The following is a 19,920-nucleotide window of genomic DNA, read 5'->3' on the forward strand; positions in this document are numbered from 1 at the left end:
GTCGGCGCTGCGACAATCACGATGCACCACCCTCGGGTCGTTCCGCAGGCTCCACTCCCGCACCCCCGGGTCGTTCCGCAGGCTCCACTCCTGCACCCCCGGGTCGTTCCGCAGGCTGATCCCTGCAAATCCCCACCACCGCACCCGACTCCGCGCCGAGTGAGCGGTACACCGAAGAACCGGGCGAGTTCATCGGTACCCACACCACGTTGTCGGGTAGATCGGTGATTTTCAGTGGCAAGGTGATCGAGCCCCGGCCCGTCTCGACCCTGACCAGGTCGCCGGGCGACGCTTCGATGCTCGACGCCGCCGTCTCGGACAGCCTGATCACGGGTGCCCTGCCGGTCTGCGCGAGATTGTCCTCGCCGTCCTGCATCCGTCCCGAATCGATGAGCATTCGCCAGGTGGCCAGAATTGCCTGGCCGATGGAGAGCGTCGGCGTATCTCGCCGTGGTGCCACTCGAGCCACAGGAATCCGTGACTCGCTCCAGGCTCCCAGCCGTGCCAACTCGCCGCGCGCCGCCGCCGCGTCGGGTAGCGACAGTTCGACTCCCATCTGCGCGGCAATGGCGTCGAGAACGCGTTGGTCGGGTAATACTGCGCCGGCACCGAGTGCGGTGTCGAACGTGCGAGGCCTGCCCTCCCAGTCGACGAAGGTTCCGGGCTTGTCGACCACCGGTGCCACCGGAAACACCACGTCGGCCCGCTCGGTGACGGCGCTGTGGCGTAGTTCCAGGCTGACCACGAATGCCGATCGGTCCACCGCGTCGAGCGCACCCTGCGGATCGGGCAGATCGTCCGGGTCGATCCCTGCGGTGATCAGGGCGCGGTCAGGCCCGGTATCCGCCAGTATCGCCGCGGTATCTCGGCCCGCGTCCGTAGGCAGTTCTGTCACTCCCCACACGGCTGCCACCTCGGCGCGGGCGGCGGCGTCGGCGACGGGCCGCCCGCCCGGCAGCAGGTTCGGCAACGCGCCTGCGTCGAGGGCACCGCGCTCTCCTGCCCGTCGCGGAATCCATGCCAGGTTCGCTCCGGTGTCGTCGGCCAACTTCGACGCTGCGGACAATGCACCGGGAACGGAACCGAGCCGCTCGCCCACGAGCACGATCGCTCCCGGGCTCCGGAGGAGCTGGGCGATCGATTCGGTACCCCGGTCACCGACGTGCAGTGCGTCGAGCCACTGTGGTTCCTCGCCGGGAATCGACTGCAGGAGCACCCCGTCGAGCTTGCGCAGACCGCGGCTGGCCCAGGGTGCGATCGACGCCACGACCACGCCGCGCGTCCGGCGCGCCTTGCGCAACCTGAGGAACATCAGCGGTGACTCTTCTTCCGGCTCGAACCCCACCATCAACACCACAGGAGCGTTTTCGAGATCCGAGTAGGTCACGCCCAGCCCCGTCGCCGCTATACGACCGGCCAGGAACTCCGCTTCCTCGGCGCTGTGAGCACGGTTGCGGAAGTCGATGTCGTTGGTGTGCAGCACTGTTCGCGCGAACTTGGCGTATGCGTAGGAGTCTTCGACAGTCGATCTTCCGCCCACGAGTACCGCAGCGTTCCCGATCGACGCAGCCAGTCCCGTTGCCGCCGCCGCCAATGCAGCCGACCAGGACGTCTCGACCAGAGCCCCCGATTCGTCTCTGACCATCGGTGCGCCGATGCGGTCCGGCTCGCTGGCGTACTTGAATGCCCACCGGCCCTTGTCGCAGTTCCACTCTTCGTTGACCTGGGGATCGTCACCAGCCAACCGGCGGAGGACCTTGCCACGACGATGATCCGTGCGTTGCGCACAGCCTCCTGCGCAGTGTTCGCACACGCTCGGCGAGGACGTCAGATCGTACGGGCGCGCTCGGAACCGATACTCGGTGTTCGTCAGTGCACCCACGGGGCAGATCTGGACGGTGTTTCCCGAGAAGTAGGAGTCGAACGGCTCGGTGCCGAAGATGCCGACCTGTTGCACGGCACCGCGTTCGAGCAGCTCGATGGATGGATCACCGGCAACCTGCGCCGCGAAGCGAGTACATCGAGCGCACAGGACACAGCGTTCGCGATCGAGCAGAACCTCGGCCGACAACGGAATCGGTTTGGGATACGTACGTTTGGTCTCGGTGAACCTGGACTCGGTGCGACCCGCGGCCATCGCCTGATTCTGCAGTGGACACTCACCGCCCTTGTCGCACACCGGGCAATCGAGAGGATGATTGATCAGCAGCAATTCCATGACGCCACGTTGCGCTTTGCCCGCGACCTCCGACGTCACCTGAGTGCGCACCACCATGCCCTCGGCCACGGTCGTCGTACAGGACGCCAACGGCTTGCGTTGCCCCTCGACATCGACCAGACATTGGCGGCAGGCACCCACCGGATCGAGCAGCGGATGATCGCAGAATCGCGGAATCTGTACGCCCATCAACTCGGCCGCGCGGATCACCAACGTGCCCTTGGGGGCACTGATCTCGTGGTCGTCGATGGTCAGTGTCACCATCTCTACTCGGGTGACCGACTGATCGGGATTGGCAGGAGTGGAGCCTGCGGAACGACCCGGGGATGCAGGAGTGGAGCCTGCGGAGCGACCATGTGCTGCTGCAGTCATGACGTCAGCTCCTCTGCCATCAGGGTCGATCGGTGTGGATCGAATGGGCATCCCTGCTCGGTGACGTGACGGATGTATTCGTCACGGAAGTACTTCAGCGAAGACACGATCGGGCTGGCGGCACCGTCCCCCAACGCGCAGAAGGACTTTCCGGCGATGCCGTCGGCGATGTCGAGCAAGGTTGTGAGGTCGGCCTCGGTGCCGGTTCCACCGTCGAGGCGGCGCAGGATTTGTACCAGCCAGTACGTGCCTTCCCGGCACGGTGTGCATTTGCCGCAGGATTCGTGTGCGTAGAACTCGGTCCAGCGCAGCACCGCTCGCACCACGCAGGTCGTCTCGTCGAATATTTGCAAGGCCTTGGTGCCCAGCATCGATCCGGCGGCACCGACGCCCTCGTAGTCGAGTGGGACATCGAGATGCTCGCCGGTGAACATCGGCGTCGAGGATCCTCCCGGCGTCCAGAACTTCAGTTCGTGTCCCGGTCTGATCCCGCCCGCGTAGCCGAGCAACTCCCGCAGCGTGATCCCCAACGGTGCCTCGTACTGGCCTGGACGGCAGACGTGGCCCGAGATGGAGTACAGCGTGAAGCCGGGTGACTTCTCGCTACCCATCGATCGGAACCACTCGATTCCCTTGCGCAGGATCACTGGAACGCTGGCGATCGATTCGACGTTGTTCACCACAGTCGGGCGTGCGTAGAGGCCCGCCACTGCGGGGAACGGTGGCCGCAGCCGAGGTTGTCCGCGCCGACCTTCCAACGAGTCGAGGAGGGCTGTTTCCTCGCCGCAGATGTACGCGCCGGCTCCGGCGTGGATCACCAACTCCAAGTCGAATTTCGTTCCGAGAACACCCTTTCCCAGATAGCCCGCCGCGTAGGCCTCGGCGACCGCAGCCTGCAGCCTGCGTAGCACCGGCACTACCTCGCCGCGGACGTACACGAATGCATGGGATGCGCGAATTGCGTACGCGGCGATCACTATTCCTTCGACCAGCGTGTGCGGGCTCGCCATCAGCAGGGGCATGTCCTTGCAGGTACCCGGCTCGGACTCGTCGGCATTGACCACCAGGTAATGCTCTTTACCGTCGTTCTGCGGGATGAAGCTCCACTTCGTTCCGGTCGGAAATCCTGCGCCGCCGCGACCGCGTAATCCGGATTCCTTGACGAAGGCGATGAGGTCGTCGGGGTCCATCGCGAGGGCCTTCTCGAGCCCGCGGTATCCGTCGTGGCTGCGGTAGACGTCGAGCGTCCAGGAATTCTTCTCGTCCCAGAACTCGCTCAACACCGGCGTCAGGGCCATGTCACGCTCCGTTCGTCGGTGGATCGGTCTCGGTGGTGTTCGGTTGTGGTGGCACAGTCGCCGAGGGTGCCGGTGCGGGCTTGTCTCGCACCGTCTCCGGTGCGGCCGCGGCGCCGACGTCCGGGTGATCGTCGTTCGGTCGTGCCCCGGCCTCGGGTGCCGACATCGCGTGTTCGCGCGCGTATCGCAGTCCGGCCAGGGTGGCATCGCCTGCACTACCGGTCGCTTCGAGTGCCTCGGGCCGATCGTCGGAAAATCCGGCGAGAATCCGCTCGGTTTCGCGGAACGTGCACAGCGGTGCTCCACGCGTCGGTGTGACCTGGGTGCCGGATCGAAGTGCATCGACCAGATCCCGCGCAGACGACGGGGTGCTGTTGTCGAAGAACTCCCAATTGACCATCATCACCGGGGCGTAATCGCATGCGGCATTGCACTCGATGTGTTCGAGGGTGATCGTGCCGTCGGCGGTGGTACCTCCGTGCTCGACATCCAGGTGATCACGCAGCGCGTCCATGATGGCGTCGCCGCCCATGACAGCACACAGCGTGTTGGTGCACACGCCGACGCGGTACGTCCCGGTGGGTTCGCGTCGATACATCGAGTAGAAGGTCGCGACTGCAGTCACCTCCGCCCCGGTGAGTTCGAGTACCTCCGAGCAGAATTCGATTCCAGCGGGCGTGAGGCAGCCGTCCTCGGCTTGCACGAGATGGAGCAGCGGCAGCAGGGCCGATCTGGCCTGCGGATAGCGCGCGACGACGATATCGGCGTCGGCGTGCAGCCGGGCGAGCACCTCGGCGGGATACGACGTTCGTGCACCCGGCGTGGCCAGTTGCACCGGTTCGTCCGGCCGGGCTCCGAGTTGGATCAGAACCGGTTCCGACTGGGGCTGCGCGGTCATCGATCCACCCCACCCATCACCGGGTCGATACTGGCGACCGCGGCGATGACGTCGGAGATCATTCCGCCCTCGCACATTGCCGCCACCGCTTGCAGGTTGGTGAAGGACGGATCTCTGAAATGCACTCGGTACGGCCTGGTTCCACCGTCGCTGACGATGTGTACCCCGAGCTCCCCTCGCGGCGACTCCACCGAGGACAACACCTGGCCGGCCGGGACCCGCATTCCCTCGGTCACCAGTTTGAAGTGGTGAATCAGCGATTCCATCGAGGTGTCCATGATGGTCCGCACATGCTCCTGAGAGTTGCCCAGGCCATCGGGTCCCGAGACCAGCTCGGCCGGCCACGCGATCTTCTTGTCGTCGATGACGACCGGGCCGGGACGCAGGCGGTCGAGGGCCTGTTCGACTATCTTGAGCGATTCCTTCATTTCTTCGACGCGAATCAGATATCGCCCGTAGCAGTCGCATCCGGTGTCCGTCACCACGTCGAACTCGTAGTTCTCGTACCCGCAGTACGGATCGGACCGTCGCAGGTCGTAGGGCAGTCCGGTCGAACGCAGCACCGGACCGGTGACGCCCAGCGCCATACATCCGGTGAGATCCAGATAACCTACGTGCTCGGTTCTGGCTTTCCAGATCGGGTTGTCGTTGAGCATGAGTTCGAGGTCGCGCAGGCGTCCCGGCAGCACGCGAAGGAGCTCACGTACCCTGCCGACCGCGTCCTCGGGTAGGTCCTGCGACAGTCCGCCCGGCCGGATGTAGGCGTGGTTCATGCGCAGGCCGGTGATGGCCTCGAAGACGTCGAGTATCAGCTCGCGCTCACGGAACCCGAACAGCATCGCGGTGACCGCTCCCAATTCCATTCCGCCCGTGGCCAATGCGACGAGATGCGACGAGATGCGATTCAGCTCCATCAGCATCACCCGGATCACCGTGGCGCGCTCGGGAATGTCGTCGGTTATACCCAGTAGCTTCTCCACGCCGAGGCAGTATGCGGTTTCGTTGAAGAACGGCGACAGGTAGTCCATGCGGGTGACGAACGTGACGCCCTGGGTCCAGTTTCGGTACTCGAGATTCTTCTCGATTCCCGTGTGCAGATACCCGATCCCGCAACGAGCCTCGGTGACGGTCTCGCCCTCGATTTCGAGAATCAACCGCAGCACGCCGTGTGTTGACGGGTGCTGCGGGCCCATGTTGACCACGATCCGCTCGGTACTCGATCCGCGGGCCAACTCGACGACGTCGTCCCAGTCCTGTCCGGAGACCGCGTAGATGGTTTCGTCCGTTGCACTCATCAGTTGTACGACCTGCGCTCGTTGGGAGGCGCGACGCGAGCGCCCTTGTACTCGATGGGAATTCCGCCCAGCGGATAGTCCTTGCGTTGTGGATGACCGACCCAGTCGTCGGGCATCTCGATCCGCGTCAATGCAGGATGACCGTCGAAGACGATGCCGAAGAAGTCGTAGACCTCGCGCTCGTGCCAGTCGTTGGTGGGATACACCCCGCACAGCGACGGACTGTGTGGATCGTCGACGGGGACGGCAACTTCGAGTCGGAGCCGACGGCCGTGCGTGATGGAGACCAGATGGTACACAACGTGCAACTCCCGGCCGATCAGGTCCGGATAGTGCACACCCGATGCGCCGGTACACAATTCGAATCGCAATTCTTCGTCGTCCCGTAGCGCCTGGGCGACGGCAGGCACGTACTCCCGCACCAGATGCAGCGTCAATTCGCCGCGATGAATCACCACCCGTTCGACGGCGGCGTCGAACGTAGCGACGGGGTTCACAGCAAGAAGGACGGTGGCCAACCGATCGACGAGGGCATCGAAGTAGCCGCCGTAGGGCCGCGTCGCGGTGTCCTCCGCTGCCGCCGGCGGCACCAATCGGCCGTAGCCCGACGTGTCGCCACTACCGCGAACCCCGAACATCCCGCGTGGCCGCTGAGACATTTTTCCTGGCGGCTGAGACATCCCACCCGGCGGCTGCGCCGTCATCGGAGCAAACCCTTCAGATCGATCGTCGGGGTGGACGAGAGTGCAGCCGCCTCGGCGGCCGCTCGCACCTGTTCCCGGTTCACACCCAACGGCATCTGCTGAATCTTTTTGTGCAACTCCAGGATTGCGTTGAGCAGCATCTCGGGCCGAGGCGGGCACCCGGGCAGATAGATGTCGACGGGCACGATGTGGTCCACTCCCTGGACCACCGCGTAGTTGTTGAACATTCCGCCCGAGGATGCACAGACACCCATGGCGAGAACCCATTTCGGTTCTGCCATCTGGTCGTAGACCTGCCTCAACACCGGAGCCATCTTCTGGCTGACGCGGCCGGCCACGATCATCAGATCCGCCTGCCGGGGGGACGCGCGAAACGCTTCCATTCCGAATCGCGCGAGATCGAAACGGCCGGACGTGGTGGCCATCATTTCGATGGCACAACATGCGAGCCCGAAGGTGGCGGGCCACAGCGAGCCCTTACGTGCGTACCCGGCCAACCCCTCGACGGTGGTCAGCAGGAATCCGCTGGGTAGCTTCTCTTCGAGTCCCATCGATCACGCTCTTTCGCTTCCGCGGAATGAGAACAGTGCATCGTGCCGTCGTCGTATCCGAGATCGTGTGGTCAGTCCCAACCGAGCCCGCCTCGCCGCCACTCGTACACGTAGGCCACCGACACGTTCACGACGAACAACGCCATCGCGACGAGCCCGAACGCACCGAGAACGTCGAGGTGGACGGCCCAGGGATAGAGGAAGACGATCTCGATGTCGAAGATGATGAACAGCATCGCGGTGAGATAGAACTTCACCGGAAATCGTTGTCCCGTAGGCGCATGCATCGTGGGTTCGATTCCACATTCGTACGCGTCGAACTTCGCTCGGTTGTATCGGGCGGGTCCCACCATCGTGCCGACCATCACCGAGAAGACCGCGAACGCGACTGCGACGGCACCCAGGACGAGAATCGGAACGTAGGCGTTCATTCGGGCATCCGCTCCCTCGATCGACGACCGCGCCGCCGCGAAAGTAAATGCGACGGCCGTACCAATGTGACCTGAACCACACAGTATGGGTTCGGTGCAGATCTCGCGGGATTTCGAGCAGTCCAGTTTCGTAAACCGTTGACGCGCATGGGCCACCCACCCTCGGACCCAATCATTGATGTGATCCACATCACTCTCGCCTCACATGCGGTCCACACCGCGAGGGACGACCAATCACCGAACATTTCCGGCCACCCGACCCGGGCTGCCGCCACCACTAAGGAGAGACAATGAAGTCGATTTCCGTCTCGGCGCTCGCCGCCGAGGGACTGGGAACTGCCCTGCTCGTGATATTCGGCGTCGGCACCGCCGTCATCGCGGGCGACACCGTCGGAACCCCGGGCATCGCCCTGGCGTTCGGACTCACACTGCTTGCCCTCGTCTACGCGATCGGCCCGATCTCGGGCTGCCACATCAACCCGGCCGTGACGATCGGAGCCCTGATAGCTCGCGCCATCACCCCGATCAAGGCTGCGTTCTACATCGCCGCCCAGGCCGCAGGTGCAGTGATCGGCGCGCTGGTCGTACTGTTGGTCGCATCGGGCCGTCCCGGGTACGACATGTCGTCGGACGGTCTGGGCACCAACGGATTCGGCAGCTCCTCGCCCGGAGCGTACGGCTTGGCGTCGGTCGCGGTGTTCGAGACGATCGCGACCGGCCTGCTCGTCCTCGTCGTACTCGCCACCACGGCCCCCACCGTTCACCCCGTCGTGGCGGCCGGCATCCCGATCGGCCTGACCCTGACCGTGGTTCACCTGCTGGGCATCGGAATCGACTCGACCTCGGTCAACCCTGCTCGGTCCCTCGGCCCCGCCCTCGTCGCCGGCGGCCCTGCCCTGTCACAACTGTGGGTGTTCGTGGTGTTCCCCGTGCTCGGAGCTGTTGTCGCCGGCTCGATCCACCGGTTCGTGCTGACGGTGCCCGCATCGGAGAAAACGGTCTGATCTACCGCGATCGAGAGACCCTGGCACCGACGCGACCCGAGTGCTGCCTCAGCAGATCGACCACCGCGCGCCCGAGTCGGATCGGATCCACTGGATGGGGAACTGCGGCCTCGGCGCGCGACCAGTCGGCCAACCACCGGTCGTCGGGGCGTCCGATGAGCACCAGCACCGGCGGGCAGTCGTCGATCTCGTCCTTGAGTTGCTTGGCCAAACCCAGTCCGCCGACGGGCGAGGACTCACCGTCGAGGATCGCCACATCGATTCCACCCGCGTCCAGGTGCTCGATCACCACGGCCGCGGTGGCAACCTCGACGAAGTCGACGACGCCGAGCGCCGGATCGGGCCGGGTGCCCACCGCAGACATCACCTGAGCGCGCGTGGCCGCGTTACTGCTGTACACGAGCACATGCACCTGACCTGCCGAACTTGCTCTCGCTGTGGCGTCGGACACACCGCGATGGTAGCGCGGCCCCCGGTGGACCGGGCCCGAACGCACGTCGCAGAGGTACTTTCGCGTCGTCGACGTCGGTTGGCGGCAGCTCAGGAGATGGTGACGATCACGGCGGCCGGTTCCTCGGTGCTGTGCACCGCGAAGTCAGGACGGTCTGACGCCACGGCGACGAAGGACTGTGAGATTCCATCGGCATCGGCCAGGAAGTCGACTGCCACCACGGCGGAGTCCGGCTCGTTTCGAATCCGATCCGGCCCGGCGTACGGAACGACGGTGACATCCGGCTCGGTCGAGGTACCGGCGATGTCGACCTGGAGTACGGCTCGCCCGGGAAGCGCGACCGGCTCACTGGTTCCGTATCGGACGGCCTCGTCGACGTAGCGCACCGTGTAGGACACCGGCCCGTTGCCGCGCAGTCGATACTCGACGGAGGAGGCTCCCAACACCACGTCCGTCACCGCCACGGGTGAGCCGGAGGGTTGACGAATTCCCTCCAGCGACAGTCCCGGCACGACCGGGGGCAGCGTTTCGGTCGGGGCGGTCGGCGCGGTGAACGGGTCACCGACCACGAGCGAGCCGGTGGCGGTCTCGAAGTTCGGTGACGACGACGCATCGGGCGTCGGGCGAGGTGCCTCACCGGCGGAGCAACCGACGAGCAGCACAGCAGCGAGCAGTGGTGCTACGACCGACCCGGCCGCCACAGGCCTGCGATACCCCTCGCTCATCGACTCACCGTACAGATGAAACCGATCGGTTCGATAGTGTCTATCGGCCGCAGTTCGGTCACGGTCCCACCTGCCGCAAATCCTGCTAGCGTCGTCGAGCATGGAGCCCACGAGCTATTCGTCCGGTGAACGCGTGTTCGGACCTCCCAACGGGACGTTCGACGCGGACTGGGCGGCCACTGCGCTGCGGTCCAACCGACCGGAATTGGACCACCCGACCTCGGTGCGACTGGTCGAGCGGGCCTGGGAGTTGCTTCGATCGTCGAATCTTCGTGGCGAGCCACTCGCGACGGCTCTGGATCTCGAGCCCGGCCTCGCCTCGGCGGTCGCGGCCGTGGCAACGGAGACGGCGGAGCTCTACCTCGACCGACGGTAGGTCTATCGGTCGACCACCTCGGTCGCCAACCTCGCATTGCGGCGCCCGTAGGCGAAGTAGATCAACAGACCGAGGGCCAACCAGACCAGGAACCGAATCCACGTCTCCACCACCAGGTTGGCCATCAGGTAGACGCACGAGAGCCCGGACAGAATCGGCACGACGGGAGAGAGCGGAACCCGAAAGGGCCGCTCGAGATCCGGCTTGGTCCGACGCAGGATCGGCACTGCCGCCGAGACCAGCAGAAACGCGAACAGGGCTCCGATGCTGACCATCTCGGCCAATTCCTTCAGCGGTACCAGGGCCCCCAGCAGCGCCACGAACACCACTACGCCGACGGTCAACCGGGTCGGAGTCCCGAAACGGGGAGACACCTTCGCAACCGACTTGGGTAGCAAACCGTCCCGGCCCATCGCGAAGCCGATTCGGCTGATGGTCACCAACTCGACCAGAATGACCGACGTCAGACCCGCGACGGCCGCTATCGAGACCAGAACACCCGCCCAGCCTGCACCCACAGAATCGAACGCCTTGGCAATGGGTGCGCTGTCGTCGAGCTCGGTGTATTTCACCATGCCGGTGACGACGAACGCGACCATCATGTACAGCAACGTGCATGCCACGAGCGTGCCGATCAGTGCACGAGGCAGATCATGGGCGGGCCGCTCGGCCTCCTCACTGAGATTGGCAACGGCCTCGAATCCTGTGTAGGCGAAGAACACGACCGCTGCAGCGGTGACGACGCCGGCAAATCCGAACGCCGAGGGTGCGATTCCGGCCACGGCCTGCATCAGGGGCTGATCGAGCGTCGAGCCACCGGCCTCGGCGGGCACGGACTCGGGCACGAACGGAACCAGGTTCGACTTCTGGACGAAGAACAGGCCGGCGATCACGATGAACACCGAAATGGCGACCTTGATCAGAACCAGCACGTTGGTCACTCGCGCCGACTCCTTGACTCCCACAGCGGCAATGACGCCCAGCACCGCGACGATGGCAACAGCACCGACGTTCACCGGCGCTTCCTCCGTGAACAAGCTGGGTGGCAGAGAAAAGAGATCCGCGAGGTAGCCGGACCAGCTTCGAGCGACAACGGCAGCACCCAAAGCGAATTCGAGGATCAAATCCCATCCGATGATCCACGCGAACAGCTCCCCCAGGGTGGCGTACGCGTACGTGTACGCACTGCCAGCCGTCGGCACGGCCGATGCAAGTTCCGCATAACACAGTGCGGCAAGCAAACTCACGACACCGGCGATGACGAAGGAGATCACGACCGCCGGGCCGGCATTTTCTTTGGCCTGTACACCGGTGAGCGTGAATATGCCGGTTCCGATGACGATGCCGACCCCGAAACCGACCAAATCGCGTAACCCGAGCTGCTTGCGCAGACTGCCGGACCCCTCGTCGTCGACGTCGCTCTCGATCTCGTCGACGGACTTCGTGCGAAACATTCCCATTTCCCGACGCTAAGCCATCCACTGTTTCCGCGCCGGAGGAAAGGTGGTGTTTGTTTTCGCGATTGTCGGTTATCCGGACAAATCGGAAATCCTTGCGTCACAACCGTCCTCGGGACCGAGCGACACTAGGACCGTCCCAAGAATTGTTCGGCGAAAAATCCGGCCAGCAGTACCGCGGTCCCGCCGATCTCGCCGACGATCAGAGCGAGCATGAACAGGTGCGTCCCCGGAACGGGATGGACGAACTGATTCTCGGTGTCTCGCCGGATCCCGTGCACGGTGTAGCCGGCGATCGCGGCGACGAAGAACACCAGCACCACCACCGCTGCGGTCAGGTCGACCACCGTCGGCCAGGCGCTGTAGTGCGCGAGAGCCGCAAGAACGAGAGCAGCGAAGGAGTACATCAACGCTGCCCGATGCGCGATGTCGACGTATCGGTGCGCGGTTCCGTCGCTCGACGTGGACATCTGGTGGTACTTGAGCACTCCGAGCGCCAACGCCCACATCAGCAACACACCCGACGCGAACACGATCACTTTCGTGTCGATCTCCAGCTGCATCCGCGCCTCCCCTGGTTCCGCTGTCCGGGCCGAACGTAGCACCGGACGCAATGTTGGTTACGGTTCCGCAATGCCGGCCGACTCCGCCCACACTCAGAACGACTGCGCATTGCGCTTCGAGTGGGGCCTGTCCGCGATCGACGCTGTGGTCGCCGGTGCCGACATCGCCGTCGTCGTGGACGTCCTGTCGTTCACGACCACTCTGACGGTGGCGATGGACGCCGGAATCGAGGTCGTACCCAGCCGATGGCGCGACGACCGTGCCACCCACCTGGCCGAGCACCACGACGCCGTTCTCGCAGTCGGCCGTTCGGTTGCCACGCCGGGAGACGTCAGCTTGTGTCCTGCCACCGTGCGCGCCGCCGCACCGCCACCGAGACGACTCGTGTTGCCGTCGCCGAACGGTTCCACGATCGCCCACGCACTCGCCGCCCGGGTCGACACGTGCGTGGGCGCATCGCTCCGCAACGCCGCCGCGATCGCGCAGTGGGTCGTCGACGACCATCCCCACAGCGTGATTGCCGTCATAGCCGCCGGTGAGAGATGGCCGGATTCGTCGTTGCGGCCCGCAGTGGAGGACTTGTGGGGTGCCGGAGCCGTGCTGGCACCGCTCGTGGAGTCCGGCCTGTTCGATCCATCCCCCGAGGCGGTGGTCGCTGCGACCGCGTGGCACGCGGCCGCGTCGGATATAGCTACCGAGCTGCGGCGATGCGGCTCGGGGCGGGAGCTCATAGCGATGGGCCACCCCGAGGACGTCGACATCGCCGCCGAGGTCGGCTCGAGTTCCTGCGTGCCGATACTGCGCGGCGAGACCTTCGTCGAGCACCGAGGCCGATAGCCCCATCGGGCCTATGAAACCCGCACCGACGCGGCCGATCGTGTCCGAAATTTTGATCGGAACACGGAATCACGGATCATACGGTGGTGAGTACGGAACGAGTCGCCCCGAAGACCACCGTCGTTGTACCGACGTACAACGAACGCGAGAACCTCCCCAAGCTGGTCGAGCTGCTGGCCGGGCTGAAGGTCGAGGGGCTCGGTGTTCTCGTGGTCGACGACAATTCCCCCGACGGAACCGGCGACATCGCCGACAAACTCGCCATCGACGGTCCCCTCGAGGTCTCCGTTCTGCACCGCACCGAGAAGAACGGTCTGGGCCGCGCATACGTGGCCGGCATGACACGGGCCCTCGACGAGGGAGCCGACATCGTGATCCAGATGGACGCCGATCTGTCGCACCCCACCGAGGTGATTCCGGCGATGATCGACAAGCTGCGGAGCACCGACGCCGCGGTCGTGCTCGGTTCGCGCTACGTCCCCGGCGGTTCGGTCGCGGCGGACTGGCCGTGGCACCGCAAGGCGCTGTCGGCGTGGGCCAACTTCTACGTGAACACGATTCTTCGTCTCGGAGTCAAGGACGCCACCGCCGGCTTCAAGGCATGGCATGCCCGTACGCTCCGCACGATCGACGTTGCGTCGGTGGAGAGCAACGGGTACGCATTTCAGGTCGAGATGAACTACCGCACCGTCAAACACGGGCTCACTCTCGCCGAGGTACCGATCACGTTCGAGGAGCGCAGCGAAGGCGAGTCGAAGATGAGCCTGTCGGTCCAGCTCGAATCCGCCTTGGTGCCCTGGAAGTTGTTGCGGAACAAGAAGAAGCTCTGACCGAGGCACCGTGCCGTGATCACGGCGTGAAGCGTCGGAATCCACCTTCGGCGCCGATGACCTGACCGGTGATCGAGCCCGAATCGGGCGAGAGCAACATCGCCACGACCGCTGCGGCCTCGTCTGGTGAGTTCCACCGCCCGCGCGGCATGTGGCGCGAGACGAACTCGTTCAGATCCGCACTTGCCCAACCGGTATCGGTCGGACCCGGATTGATCGTGTTGACGGTGATGCCTCGTTCGATCAGGGAATCGGCCACGGTCGGTGTGATCGCGGCGGTGGCACCCTTGGTCACCGCATAGGGAATCTCGGTTGGCATCGGCCCCTCTCCCTGCCCGGACGTGAACAGCACGACGCGTCCGCCGTCAGGATGATCGACGTACCGTTGCGCGAATTCCTGCACCAGAAGCAACGACGCGCGCACGTTCACCGCCCACGTCAGGTCGAGGTTCTCTGCCGTCAGAGAACCCAGTTCGCCCAGCTGTGATCGCGCATGGTTGATCACCAACGAGTCGACGGCACCGAACCTGGATTCGACAGCATCGAACAGGACGGCAGGCGCTTCGACATCGGAGAGATCGATGTCCAGATTCCCGAGTCTGCTTGGCGCAGTGGATAACTCGGCGAGAACCTGCACCGCTCCCGGCGTTCCCACTCCCCACGGTTCACTGACGTCGTAGGCATCGCATGATTGCGCGAAGACGCGGGCGCGCTCGTCCTGCAGCAATCTGCGGGTGATGGCGAAGCCGATTCCTTCCCTCCGACCGACGCCGGTGACGAGGACTGTTCTTCCGCGTGCCTGCGCGTCCGAGGTCATGCCGCGTCCTTCACTGTCGCGGCGTACACGTCGACGTAGTCCTGCCCCGACAGGTTCGCCAGCGCAGCCATCACCTCGTCGGTGGTCGCCCGCAGAATGGCTTTACTGTTTTCTCCCCCTGCGTATCTCGTGAAATTCAATGGTTCGCCGACGACCATGCGCACCTTGCCCGGCCGCCACATCCTCGAGCCCACCGGGTTGACTCCGAGCGTCCCGTGCATCACCACCGGCACGACGGGCGCTCCCGTCTCGAGCGCTACTCTTGCCAGCCCGGTCTTGCCCTTGTACAACCGGCCGTCGGGAGATCGCGTCCCCTCCGGGTACACCGCCCACACCTTCCGTTGTCGCAGAATACTTTTCGCGGCATCGAGCGCCGGAGCCGAAGCATCTGCCCCGCGTCGGTCGACGGGAACCTGACCTGTCGCGCTGTAGAACCAACGAAGCGCCGCGCCCTTGATTCCCCGGCCGGTGAAGTACTCGCTCTTGGCGATGAACGTGACTCGGCGACGAACCAGGAGGACGAGAAAGAACGAGTCGACGACGGTGAGGTGGTTGCCGGCGATGATTACCGGTCCCGTCTTCGGGATATTGCCTGCGCCGACCACCGACGGACGGCCGAGAACTCGGAGGATCGGGCCGATCAGGACATATTTGAAAAGCAGATACCACATTGATCGATCCTCTCGGCTGGACATCGTCACGGCTGAGAGTAGACAATGTCTACGTGGCTGACAACCTTCGGACTCGACTGGTGGACGCAGGCGTCCGCCTACTCGACAGCGAAGGGCCGGAAGGGCTGACCATCAGAGCGGTCACTCGCGAGGCCGGTGTTTCGCACGGCGCTCCCAGGCGATACTTTCCGACGCTGAGCGCACTGGCCGCGGCCGTGGCCCGAGTCGGTCTGGTCGATCTCGAGAACGCACTGAATTCTGCTGCACAGCAGTCGGATTCGCCCCGAGATGCACTGGATGCGATGGCGCACGCGTACGTGCAGTTCGCGGCGCAGCGCCCCGCGATGTTCGCGCTCATCTTTCGACACGACCTGCTCGAGGGCTCCGGCGAGAATCTGCGCGGACAGTCGCGACCCCTGTTCGAGGCTCTCACCTCGACACTCGATGCCGTCGTGCCGGAGAATCCACAGTTCACAGCGCTGAGACTGTGGACCTCCGTGCACGGAATTGCGGCGCTCCACGCCACCCGAGCGTTCGAGCCGATCACCGACACCTCGGCGGTGCCGGACCTGATCCGATGCGCAGTGCGCGACGCGATCAGGAACGTCAGCGAATCAGAGACTTGACCGACGCCGGCAGCTGGCGGACGTTCTTGTAGGGGCCGACCACTGCGGCACCGAAGGGCCGATCGAGCAACACCGCCGCGACCTCACGCACCTCGTCGTTGCCGACACTGTCGATCCGCGCCAACGTGTCGGTGATGTCGCGGTGATTGCCGTAGTTCAGTTCACTACGACCTATCCGGTTCATCCGAGAACCCGAATCCTCCAGTCCCAGCACCAATCCGCCGCGCAACGAACCCTTGGCGCGAGCGCACTCGGCATCGGTGATGCCCTCGGCCGCAACCTTTGCGAGCACCTCGCGAATCACCGTGGTGACCTCGCCCAGGTTCTCCGGCTGACATCCCGCGTACACCGAGAACGCGCCGCTGTCGGCAAACGTATCCACCGAGGAGTACACCGAGTAAGCCAGTCCGCGCTCTTCCCTGATCTCCTGAAACAGGCGAGAACTGAGCCCACCGCCGACAGCAGAATTCAGTACCGACAACGCCCAGCGGTGTCCTTCGTGACGTCCGAACGCCCGCACGCCCAGGCACAGATGCGCCTGTTCGCTGTCCCGGGTGGTCAGGCTCAGCGTCGGATTCTGGCGCAATCGCGCTGTACCGCTACGCCTTTCGGCCGGCCGTAGGCCCTTTTCCAGATGACCCGCGAAGGCGCGACGTACCAAGGACACGATCTGCTTGTGATCGACGTTGCCTGCGACGGCGACGACCATCCGTTGCGGCGTATAGCGGCGAACATGGAACGAGTGCAGTTGAGAACGGGTCATCGATTCGATGGATTCGACAGATCCGATGATCGGACGCCCGATCGGGTGATCACCGAACATCGCTTCCAGGAAAGCATCTCCCAGGAGATCCTCGGGATCGTCGTCGCGCATGGAGATCTCTTCGAGGACCACCTGACGCTCGACGTCCACGTCTGCCGATCTACACCGCCCACGAAGCACCACATCGCTGACGAGATCGATCGCGAGCGCGACGTCCTCGTCGAGCACGTGCGCGTAGAAGCAGGTGCTCTCCTTCGAGGTGAACGCGTTCAGCTCTCCCCCGACTCCGTCCATCACCTGGGCGATCTCGAGCGCACTGCGCGTCGGAGTCGACTTGAACAGCAGATGTTCGAGGAAGTGCGCGGCACCGGCGACGCTGGGTTGCTCGTCGCGCGAGCCGACGCCGACCCACACACCGACCGATGCCGAGCGAACGCCGGGAACGAACTCGGTGACGACCCGAAGCCCGCCGGGCAGAGTCGTGCGTCGAACGCCCGTGTCGGTGCCGCTGGTCTCTGGAACGGCCGAACGGTACGTCCCGAGGGGACGTACCGTTCGACTCGCTTGCTTCTTACTCAGCGCTGACCTCGGCGGGTGCCTCGGGAGCGTCGGCGGGAGCAGCCGCGTTGTCGTCCTCGACGGGAACGAGGCTGATCTTGCCGCGGTTGTCGATATCGGCGATCTCGACGCGCAACTTCGACCCGACGCTCACGACGTCCTCGACCTTGTTGATGCGCTTGCCGTTACCGAGCTTCGAGATGTGCACCAGTCCGTCGCGGCCCGGGAGCAGCGAGACGAATGCACCGAAAGCCGTTGTCTTGACGACGGTTCCGAGGAATCGCTCGCCGACCTTCGGCAACTGCGGGTTGGCGATGGCGTTGATCATGTCGATCGCGGCCTGTGCGGACGGGCCGTCCGCTGCACCGACGTAGACAGTGCCGTCATCTTCGATCGAGATGTTGGCACCGGTCTGCTCGGTGATGGAGTTGATCATCTTGCCCTTGGGCCCGATGACCTCGCCGATCTTGTCGACCGGCACCTTGATCGCGGTGACGCGAGGTGCGTACGGGCTCATCTCGTCCGGGGTGTCGATGGCCTCGGCCATGACCTCGAGGATCGTCGTGCGAGCATCCTTGGCCTGCGACAGCGCGCCGGCGAGCACCTTGGAGGGGATGCCGTCGAGCTTGGTGTCGAGCTGCAGGGCGGTGACGAAGTCCTTGGTTCCGGCGACCTTGAAGTCCATGTCGCCGAACGCGTCCTCGGCACCGAGGATGTCGGTGAGGGCGACGTAGCGAGTCTCGCCGTCGACCTCGTCGGACACGAGGCCCATCGCGATACCGGCAACCGGGGCACGCAGCGGCACACCGGCATTGAGCAGCGACAGAGTCGATGCGCAGACCGAGCCCATCGAGGTCGAGCCGTTGGAGCTCAATGCCTCGGAGACCTGGCGGATGGCGTACGGGAACTCGGCCTGGCTGGGCAGCACCGGCAGCAGAGCACGCTCGGCGAGCGCTCCGTGGCCGATTTCGCGACGCTTCGGCGAACCGACGCGGCCCGTCTCACCGGTGGAGTACGGCGGGAAGTTGTAATGGTGCATGTAGCGCTTGGACGTCTCGGGCCCGAGCGAGTCGACCTGCTGCGCCATCTTGACCATGTCGAGGGTGGTGACACCCAGGATCTGGGTCTCGCCGCGCTCGAACAGGGCCGATCCGTGGGTGCGCGGGATGATCGCGACCTCGGCGGACAGCGACCGGATGTCGGTGATGCCGCGGCCGTCGATACGGAAGTGATCGGTGAGGATGCGCTGGCGAACCGACTTCTTGGTCAGTGCGCGGAACGCGGCACCGATCTCCTTCTCCCGGCCGGCGAAGCTGTCTCCGACCGAGGTGAGGACCTGAGCCTTGACCTCGTCGAGCTTGTTCTCGCGCTCGGCCTTGCCGGCAATGGTCAGTGCCTCGTTGAGCGGGATCTTCGCCGCGTTCTCGACGGCTTCGAAGACGTCGCTCTGGTACGCCGGGAAGACCGGGTAGTCGCCGGTCGGCTTGGCGGCCTTGGACGCGAGCTCCTGCTGCGCGGTGCACAGGGCCGCGATGAAGGGCTTCGAGGCCTCGAGGCCCTCGGCGACAACCGCCTCGTTGGGTGCGGTAGCGCCGCCCTCGATGAGCTCGATGACGTTCTCGGTGGCCTCGGCCTCGACCATCATGATCGCGACGTCGGCGTCGGCACCGGAGCCGGAGACGATGCGGCCGGCGACGACCATGTTGAACACGGCCTTCTCGAGCTGCTCGTTGGTCGGGAACGCAACCCACTGCTTGTCGATCAGCGCGACGCGAACGCCGCCGATCGGACCGGAGAACGGCAAGCCGGCGATCTGGGTCGATGCCGACGCGGCGTTGATCGCGACGACGTCGTACAGATCGGCCGGGTTGAGGCTCATGACCGTGATGACGACCTGGATCTCGTTGCGCAGTCCGTCGACGAACGTCGGACGCAGCGGCCGGTCGATCAGGCGGCAGGTGAGGATGGCGTCGGTGGACGGACGGCCCTCGCGGCGGAAGAACGATCCGGGGATACGGCCCGCGGCGTACATGCGCTCTTCGACGTCGACCGTCAGCGGGAAGAAATCGAATCCCTCACGGGGGTGCTTGCCTGCCGTCGTTGCCGACAGCAGCATGGTGTCCTCGTCGAGGTACGCGGCGACTGCGCCTGCGGCCTGCTGTGCGAGGCGACCCGTCTCGAAGCGGATGCTCCGCTTACCGAAAGAGCCGTTGTCGATGATCGCTGTTGCTTCGTAGACGCCTTCTTCGGCGTCCAATGTTGTGGTGTCCGACATGTGTTCTGTTCTCGTCCTCTCGTCTTTGCCGTGCCCGCGTGGACACACCACCAGCCCTCCTGGCTGTGGCGGCATACCTGTGCCGTCCATCTCCGAGAGTTCGTCTCGGGACGCGGCTGCGCGGAGGCGGCCATCGATCGAAGCCCTCCGGATCTCGTATCCGGAAAGCCACTACCGAAGACCGACACCACGGCGTGAC

The 19,920-nt window shown here is 64.8% G+C and carries 20 protein-coding genes; 5 read left to right on the forward strand and 15 right to left on the reverse strand.

Annotated features, from left to right (window positions below; translation table 11 throughout):
- Positions 1-16: 16 nt before the first annotated feature.
- The 7 genes from CH268_RS06435 to CH268_RS06465 form a co-directional block, all read right to left on the reverse strand.
- Complete coding sequence (locus CH268_RS06435; RefSeq protein ID WP_255182317.1) at positions 17-2,482, reverse strand: NADH-quinone oxidoreductase subunit G; 2,466 nt, start codon at positions 2,480-2,482, stop codon at positions 17-19.
- Positions 2,483-2,586: 104 nt separating this feature from the next.
- Positions 2,587-3,888 (reverse strand): NADH-quinone oxidoreductase subunit NuoF, encoded by a 1,302-nt coding sequence (gene nuoF / locus CH268_RS06440; RefSeq protein WP_032366451.1) that lies wholly within the window; start codon positions 3,886-3,888, stop codon positions 2,587-2,589.
- A 1-nt stretch (position 3,889) separates the two neighbouring features.
- Entirely contained in the window at positions 3,890-4,786 is an 897-nt protein-coding gene (gene nuoE, locus CH268_RS06445) for an NADH-quinone oxidoreductase subunit NuoE (protein WP_032366450.1), read from the reverse strand.
- Positions 4,783-6,081 (reverse strand): NADH dehydrogenase (quinone) subunit D, encoded by a 1,299-nt coding sequence (nuoD, locus tag CH268_RS06450; protein ID WP_094662988.1) that lies wholly within the window; start codon positions 6,079-6,081, stop codon positions 4,783-4,785. The genes nuoE and nuoD overlap by 4 nt, the downstream gene beginning before the upstream one ends.
- Positions 6,081-6,785 carry an NADH-quinone oxidoreductase subunit C gene (locus CH268_RS06455; RefSeq protein ID WP_176457862.1) on the reverse strand — a complete coding sequence of 235 codons (705 nt, stop codon included), beginning with the start codon at positions 6,783-6,785 and terminating at the stop codon, positions 6,081-6,083. The genes nuoD and CH268_RS06455 overlap by 1 nt, the downstream gene beginning before the upstream one ends.
- On the reverse strand, positions 6,782-7,336 hold the full coding sequence (locus CH268_RS06460; protein ID WP_027496776.1) for a NuoB/complex I 20 kDa subunit family protein: 555 nt from the start codon (positions 7,334-7,336) through the stop codon (positions 6,782-6,784). Before CH268_RS06460 ends, CH268_RS06455 begins: the two co-directional genes overlap by 4 nt.
- Before the next feature lie 71 nt (positions 7,337-7,407).
- Entirely contained in the window at positions 7,408-7,767 is a 360-nt protein-coding gene (locus CH268_RS06465; protein ID WP_027496775.1) for an NADH-quinone oxidoreductase subunit A, read from the reverse strand.
- Positions 7,768-8,057: 290 nt separating this feature from the next.
- Between CH268_RS06465 and CH268_RS06470 the strand changes: the two genes are divergently transcribed.
- Positions 8,058-8,771: an aquaporin gene (locus CH268_RS06470; protein WP_032370827.1), complete on the forward strand. Its 714-nt coding sequence runs from the start codon at positions 8,058-8,060 to the stop codon at positions 8,769-8,771.
- A 1-nt stretch (position 8,772) separates the two neighbouring features.
- Here the strand turns inward: CH268_RS06470 and CH268_RS06475 are convergent, their stop codons facing one another.
- Positions 8,773-9,222, reverse strand: coding sequence for a chemotaxis protein CheY (locus CH268_RS06475; RefSeq protein ID WP_051365375.1), 450 nt, complete (start codon positions 9,220-9,222; stop codon positions 8,773-8,775).
- Between the two features lie 89 nt (positions 9,223-9,311).
- Positions 9,312-9,947 (reverse strand): AMIN-like domain-containing (lipo)protein, encoded by a 636-nt coding sequence (locus CH268_RS06480; protein ID WP_141215095.1) that lies wholly within the window; start codon positions 9,945-9,947, stop codon positions 9,312-9,314.
- A gap of 100 nt (positions 9,948-10,047) precedes the next feature.
- On the opposite strand from CH268_RS06480, the gene CH268_RS06485 reads away from it, so the two are divergent.
- Complete coding sequence (locus tag CH268_RS06485) at positions 10,048-10,323, forward strand: hypothetical protein (RefSeq protein ID WP_027496773.1); 276 nt, start codon at positions 10,048-10,050, stop codon at positions 10,321-10,323.
- Between the two features lie 2 nt (positions 10,324-10,325).
- On the opposite strand, the gene CH268_RS06490 is transcribed toward CH268_RS06485, so the two are convergent.
- Together CH268_RS06490 and CH268_RS06495 are read right to left on the reverse strand one after the other, a co-directional pair.
- The gene (locus tag CH268_RS06490; RefSeq protein WP_027496772.1) at positions 10,326-11,783 is read right to left on the reverse strand and encodes an APC family permease; all 1,458 of its coding nucleotides are present in this window, start codon (positions 11,781-11,783) and stop codon (positions 10,326-10,328) included.
- A gap of 125 nt (positions 11,784-11,908) precedes the next feature.
- Positions 11,909-12,343 carry a hypothetical protein gene (locus CH268_RS06495; protein ID WP_032366446.1) on the reverse strand — a complete coding sequence of 145 codons (435 nt, stop codon included), beginning with the start codon at positions 12,341-12,343 and terminating at the stop codon, positions 11,909-11,911.
- Between the two features lie 70 nt (positions 12,344-12,413).
- Here CH268_RS06495 and CH268_RS06500 point away from each other — a divergent pair, with 70 nt between their 5' ends.
- A complete protein-coding gene (locus CH268_RS06500) occupies positions 12,414-13,181 on the forward strand; it encodes a 2-phosphosulfolactate phosphatase (protein ID WP_094662990.1) in 768 nt (255 codons plus the stop codon).
- A gap of 86 nt (positions 13,182-13,267) precedes the next feature.
- Positions 13,268-14,011 (forward strand): polyprenol monophosphomannose synthase, encoded by a 744-nt coding sequence (locus CH268_RS06505; protein ID WP_032372836.1) that lies wholly within the window; start codon positions 13,268-13,270, stop codon positions 14,009-14,011.
- Positions 14,012-14,030: 19 nt separating this feature from the next.
- Here CH268_RS06505 and CH268_RS06510 read toward each other — a convergent pair whose 3' ends face one another.
- Together CH268_RS06510 and CH268_RS06515 are read right to left on the reverse strand one after the other, a co-directional pair.
- Positions 14,031-14,828: an SDR family oxidoreductase gene (locus tag CH268_RS06510; RefSeq protein WP_094662992.1), complete on the reverse strand. Its 798-nt coding sequence runs from the start codon at positions 14,826-14,828 to the stop codon at positions 14,031-14,033.
- Entirely contained in the window at positions 14,825-15,499 is a 675-nt protein-coding gene (locus CH268_RS06515; protein ID WP_094662994.1) for a lysophospholipid acyltransferase family protein, read from the reverse strand. The genes CH268_RS06510 and CH268_RS06515 overlap by 4 nt, the downstream gene beginning before the upstream one ends.
- A 53-nt stretch (positions 15,500-15,552) precedes the next feature.
- Between CH268_RS06515 and CH268_RS06520 the strand changes: the two genes are divergently transcribed.
- Positions 15,553-16,125 carry a TetR/AcrR family transcriptional regulator gene (locus tag CH268_RS06520; protein ID WP_255182309.1) on the forward strand — a complete coding sequence of 191 codons (573 nt, stop codon included), beginning with the start codon at positions 15,553-15,555 and terminating at the stop codon, positions 16,123-16,125.
- Here the strand turns inward: CH268_RS06520 and CH268_RS06525 are convergent.
- Together CH268_RS06525 and CH268_RS06530 are read right to left on the reverse strand one after the other, a co-directional pair.
- Positions 16,106-17,365, reverse strand: a complete 1,260-nt coding sequence (locus CH268_RS06525) for a M16 family metallopeptidase (protein ID WP_032383575.1) — start codon at positions 17,363-17,365, stop codon at positions 16,106-16,108. The two genes, CH268_RS06520 and CH268_RS06525, sit on opposite strands and share 20 nt — an antisense overlap.
- A 94-nt stretch (positions 17,366-17,459) precedes the next feature.
- Positions 17,460-19,721, reverse strand: a complete 2,262-nt coding sequence (locus CH268_RS06530; protein ID WP_027496765.1) for a polyribonucleotide nucleotidyltransferase — start codon at positions 19,719-19,721, stop codon at positions 17,460-17,462.
- Positions 19,722-19,920: the final 199 nt, after the last annotated feature.

It is taken from the genome of Rhodococcus sp. 06-1460-1B (assembly GCF_002258475.1).
Taxonomy (GTDB): domain Bacteria; phylum Actinomycetota; class Actinomycetes; order Mycobacteriales; family Mycobacteriaceae; genus Rhodococcoides; species Rhodococcoides fascians.

Coding starts and splice junctions, on each gene's coding strand:
- CH268_RS06435 (WP_255182317.1), bottom strand. CDS start 2,482: ATGGTGACACTGACCATCGACGACCACGAGATCAGTGCCCCCAAGGGC.
- nuoF (WP_032366451.1), bottom strand. CDS start 3,888: ATGGCCCTGACGCCGGTGTTGAGCGAGTTCTGGGACGAGAAGAATTCC.
- nuoE (WP_032366450.1), bottom strand. CDS start 4,786: ATGACCGCGCAGCCCCAGTCGGAACCGGTTCTGATCCAACTCGGAGCC.
- nuoD (WP_094662988.1), bottom strand. CDS start 6,081: ATGAGTGCAACGGACGAAACCATCTACGCGGTCTCCGGACAGGACTGG.
- CH268_RS06455 (WP_176457862.1), bottom strand. CDS start 6,785: ATGACGGCGCAGCCGCCGGGTGGGATGTCTCAGCCGCCAGGAAAAATG.
- CH268_RS06460 (WP_027496776.1), bottom strand. CDS start 7,336: ATGGGACTCGAAGAGAAGCTACCCAGCGGATTCCTGCTGACCACCGTC.
- CH268_RS06465 (WP_027496775.1), bottom strand. CDS start 7,767: ATGAACGCCTACGTTCCGATTCTCGTCCTGGGTGCCGTCGCAGTCGCG.
- CH268_RS06470 (WP_032370827.1), top strand. CDS start 8,058: ATGAAGTCGATTTCCGTCTCGGCGCTCGCCGCCGAGGGACTGGGAACT.
- CH268_RS06480 (WP_141215095.1), bottom strand. CDS start 9,947: ATGAGCGAGGGGTATCGCAGGCCTGTGGCGGCCGGGTCGGTCGTAGCA.
- CH268_RS06485 (WP_027496773.1), top strand. CDS start 10,048: ATGGAGCCCACGAGCTATTCGTCCGGTGAACGCGTGTTCGGACCTCCC.
- CH268_RS06490 (WP_027496772.1), bottom strand. CDS start 11,783: ATGGGAATGTTTCGCACGAAGTCCGTCGACGAGATCGAGAGCGACGTC.
- CH268_RS06495 (WP_032366446.1), bottom strand. CDS start 12,343: ATGCAGCTGGAGATCGACACGAAAGTGATCGTGTTCGCGTCGGGTGTG.
- CH268_RS06500 (WP_094662990.1), top strand. CDS start 12,414: ATGCCGGCCGACTCCGCCCACACTCAGAACGACTGCGCATTGCGCTTC.
- CH268_RS06510 (WP_094662992.1), bottom strand. CDS start 14,828: ATGACCTCGGACGCGCAGGCACGCGGAAGAACAGTCCTCGTCACCGGC.
- CH268_RS06515 (WP_094662994.1), bottom strand. CDS start 15,499: ATGTGGTATCTGCTTTTCAAATATGTCCTGATCGGCCCGATCCTCCGA.
- CH268_RS06530 (WP_027496765.1), bottom strand. CDS start 19,721: ATGTCGGACACCACAACATTGGACGCCGAAGAAGGCGTCTACGAAGCA.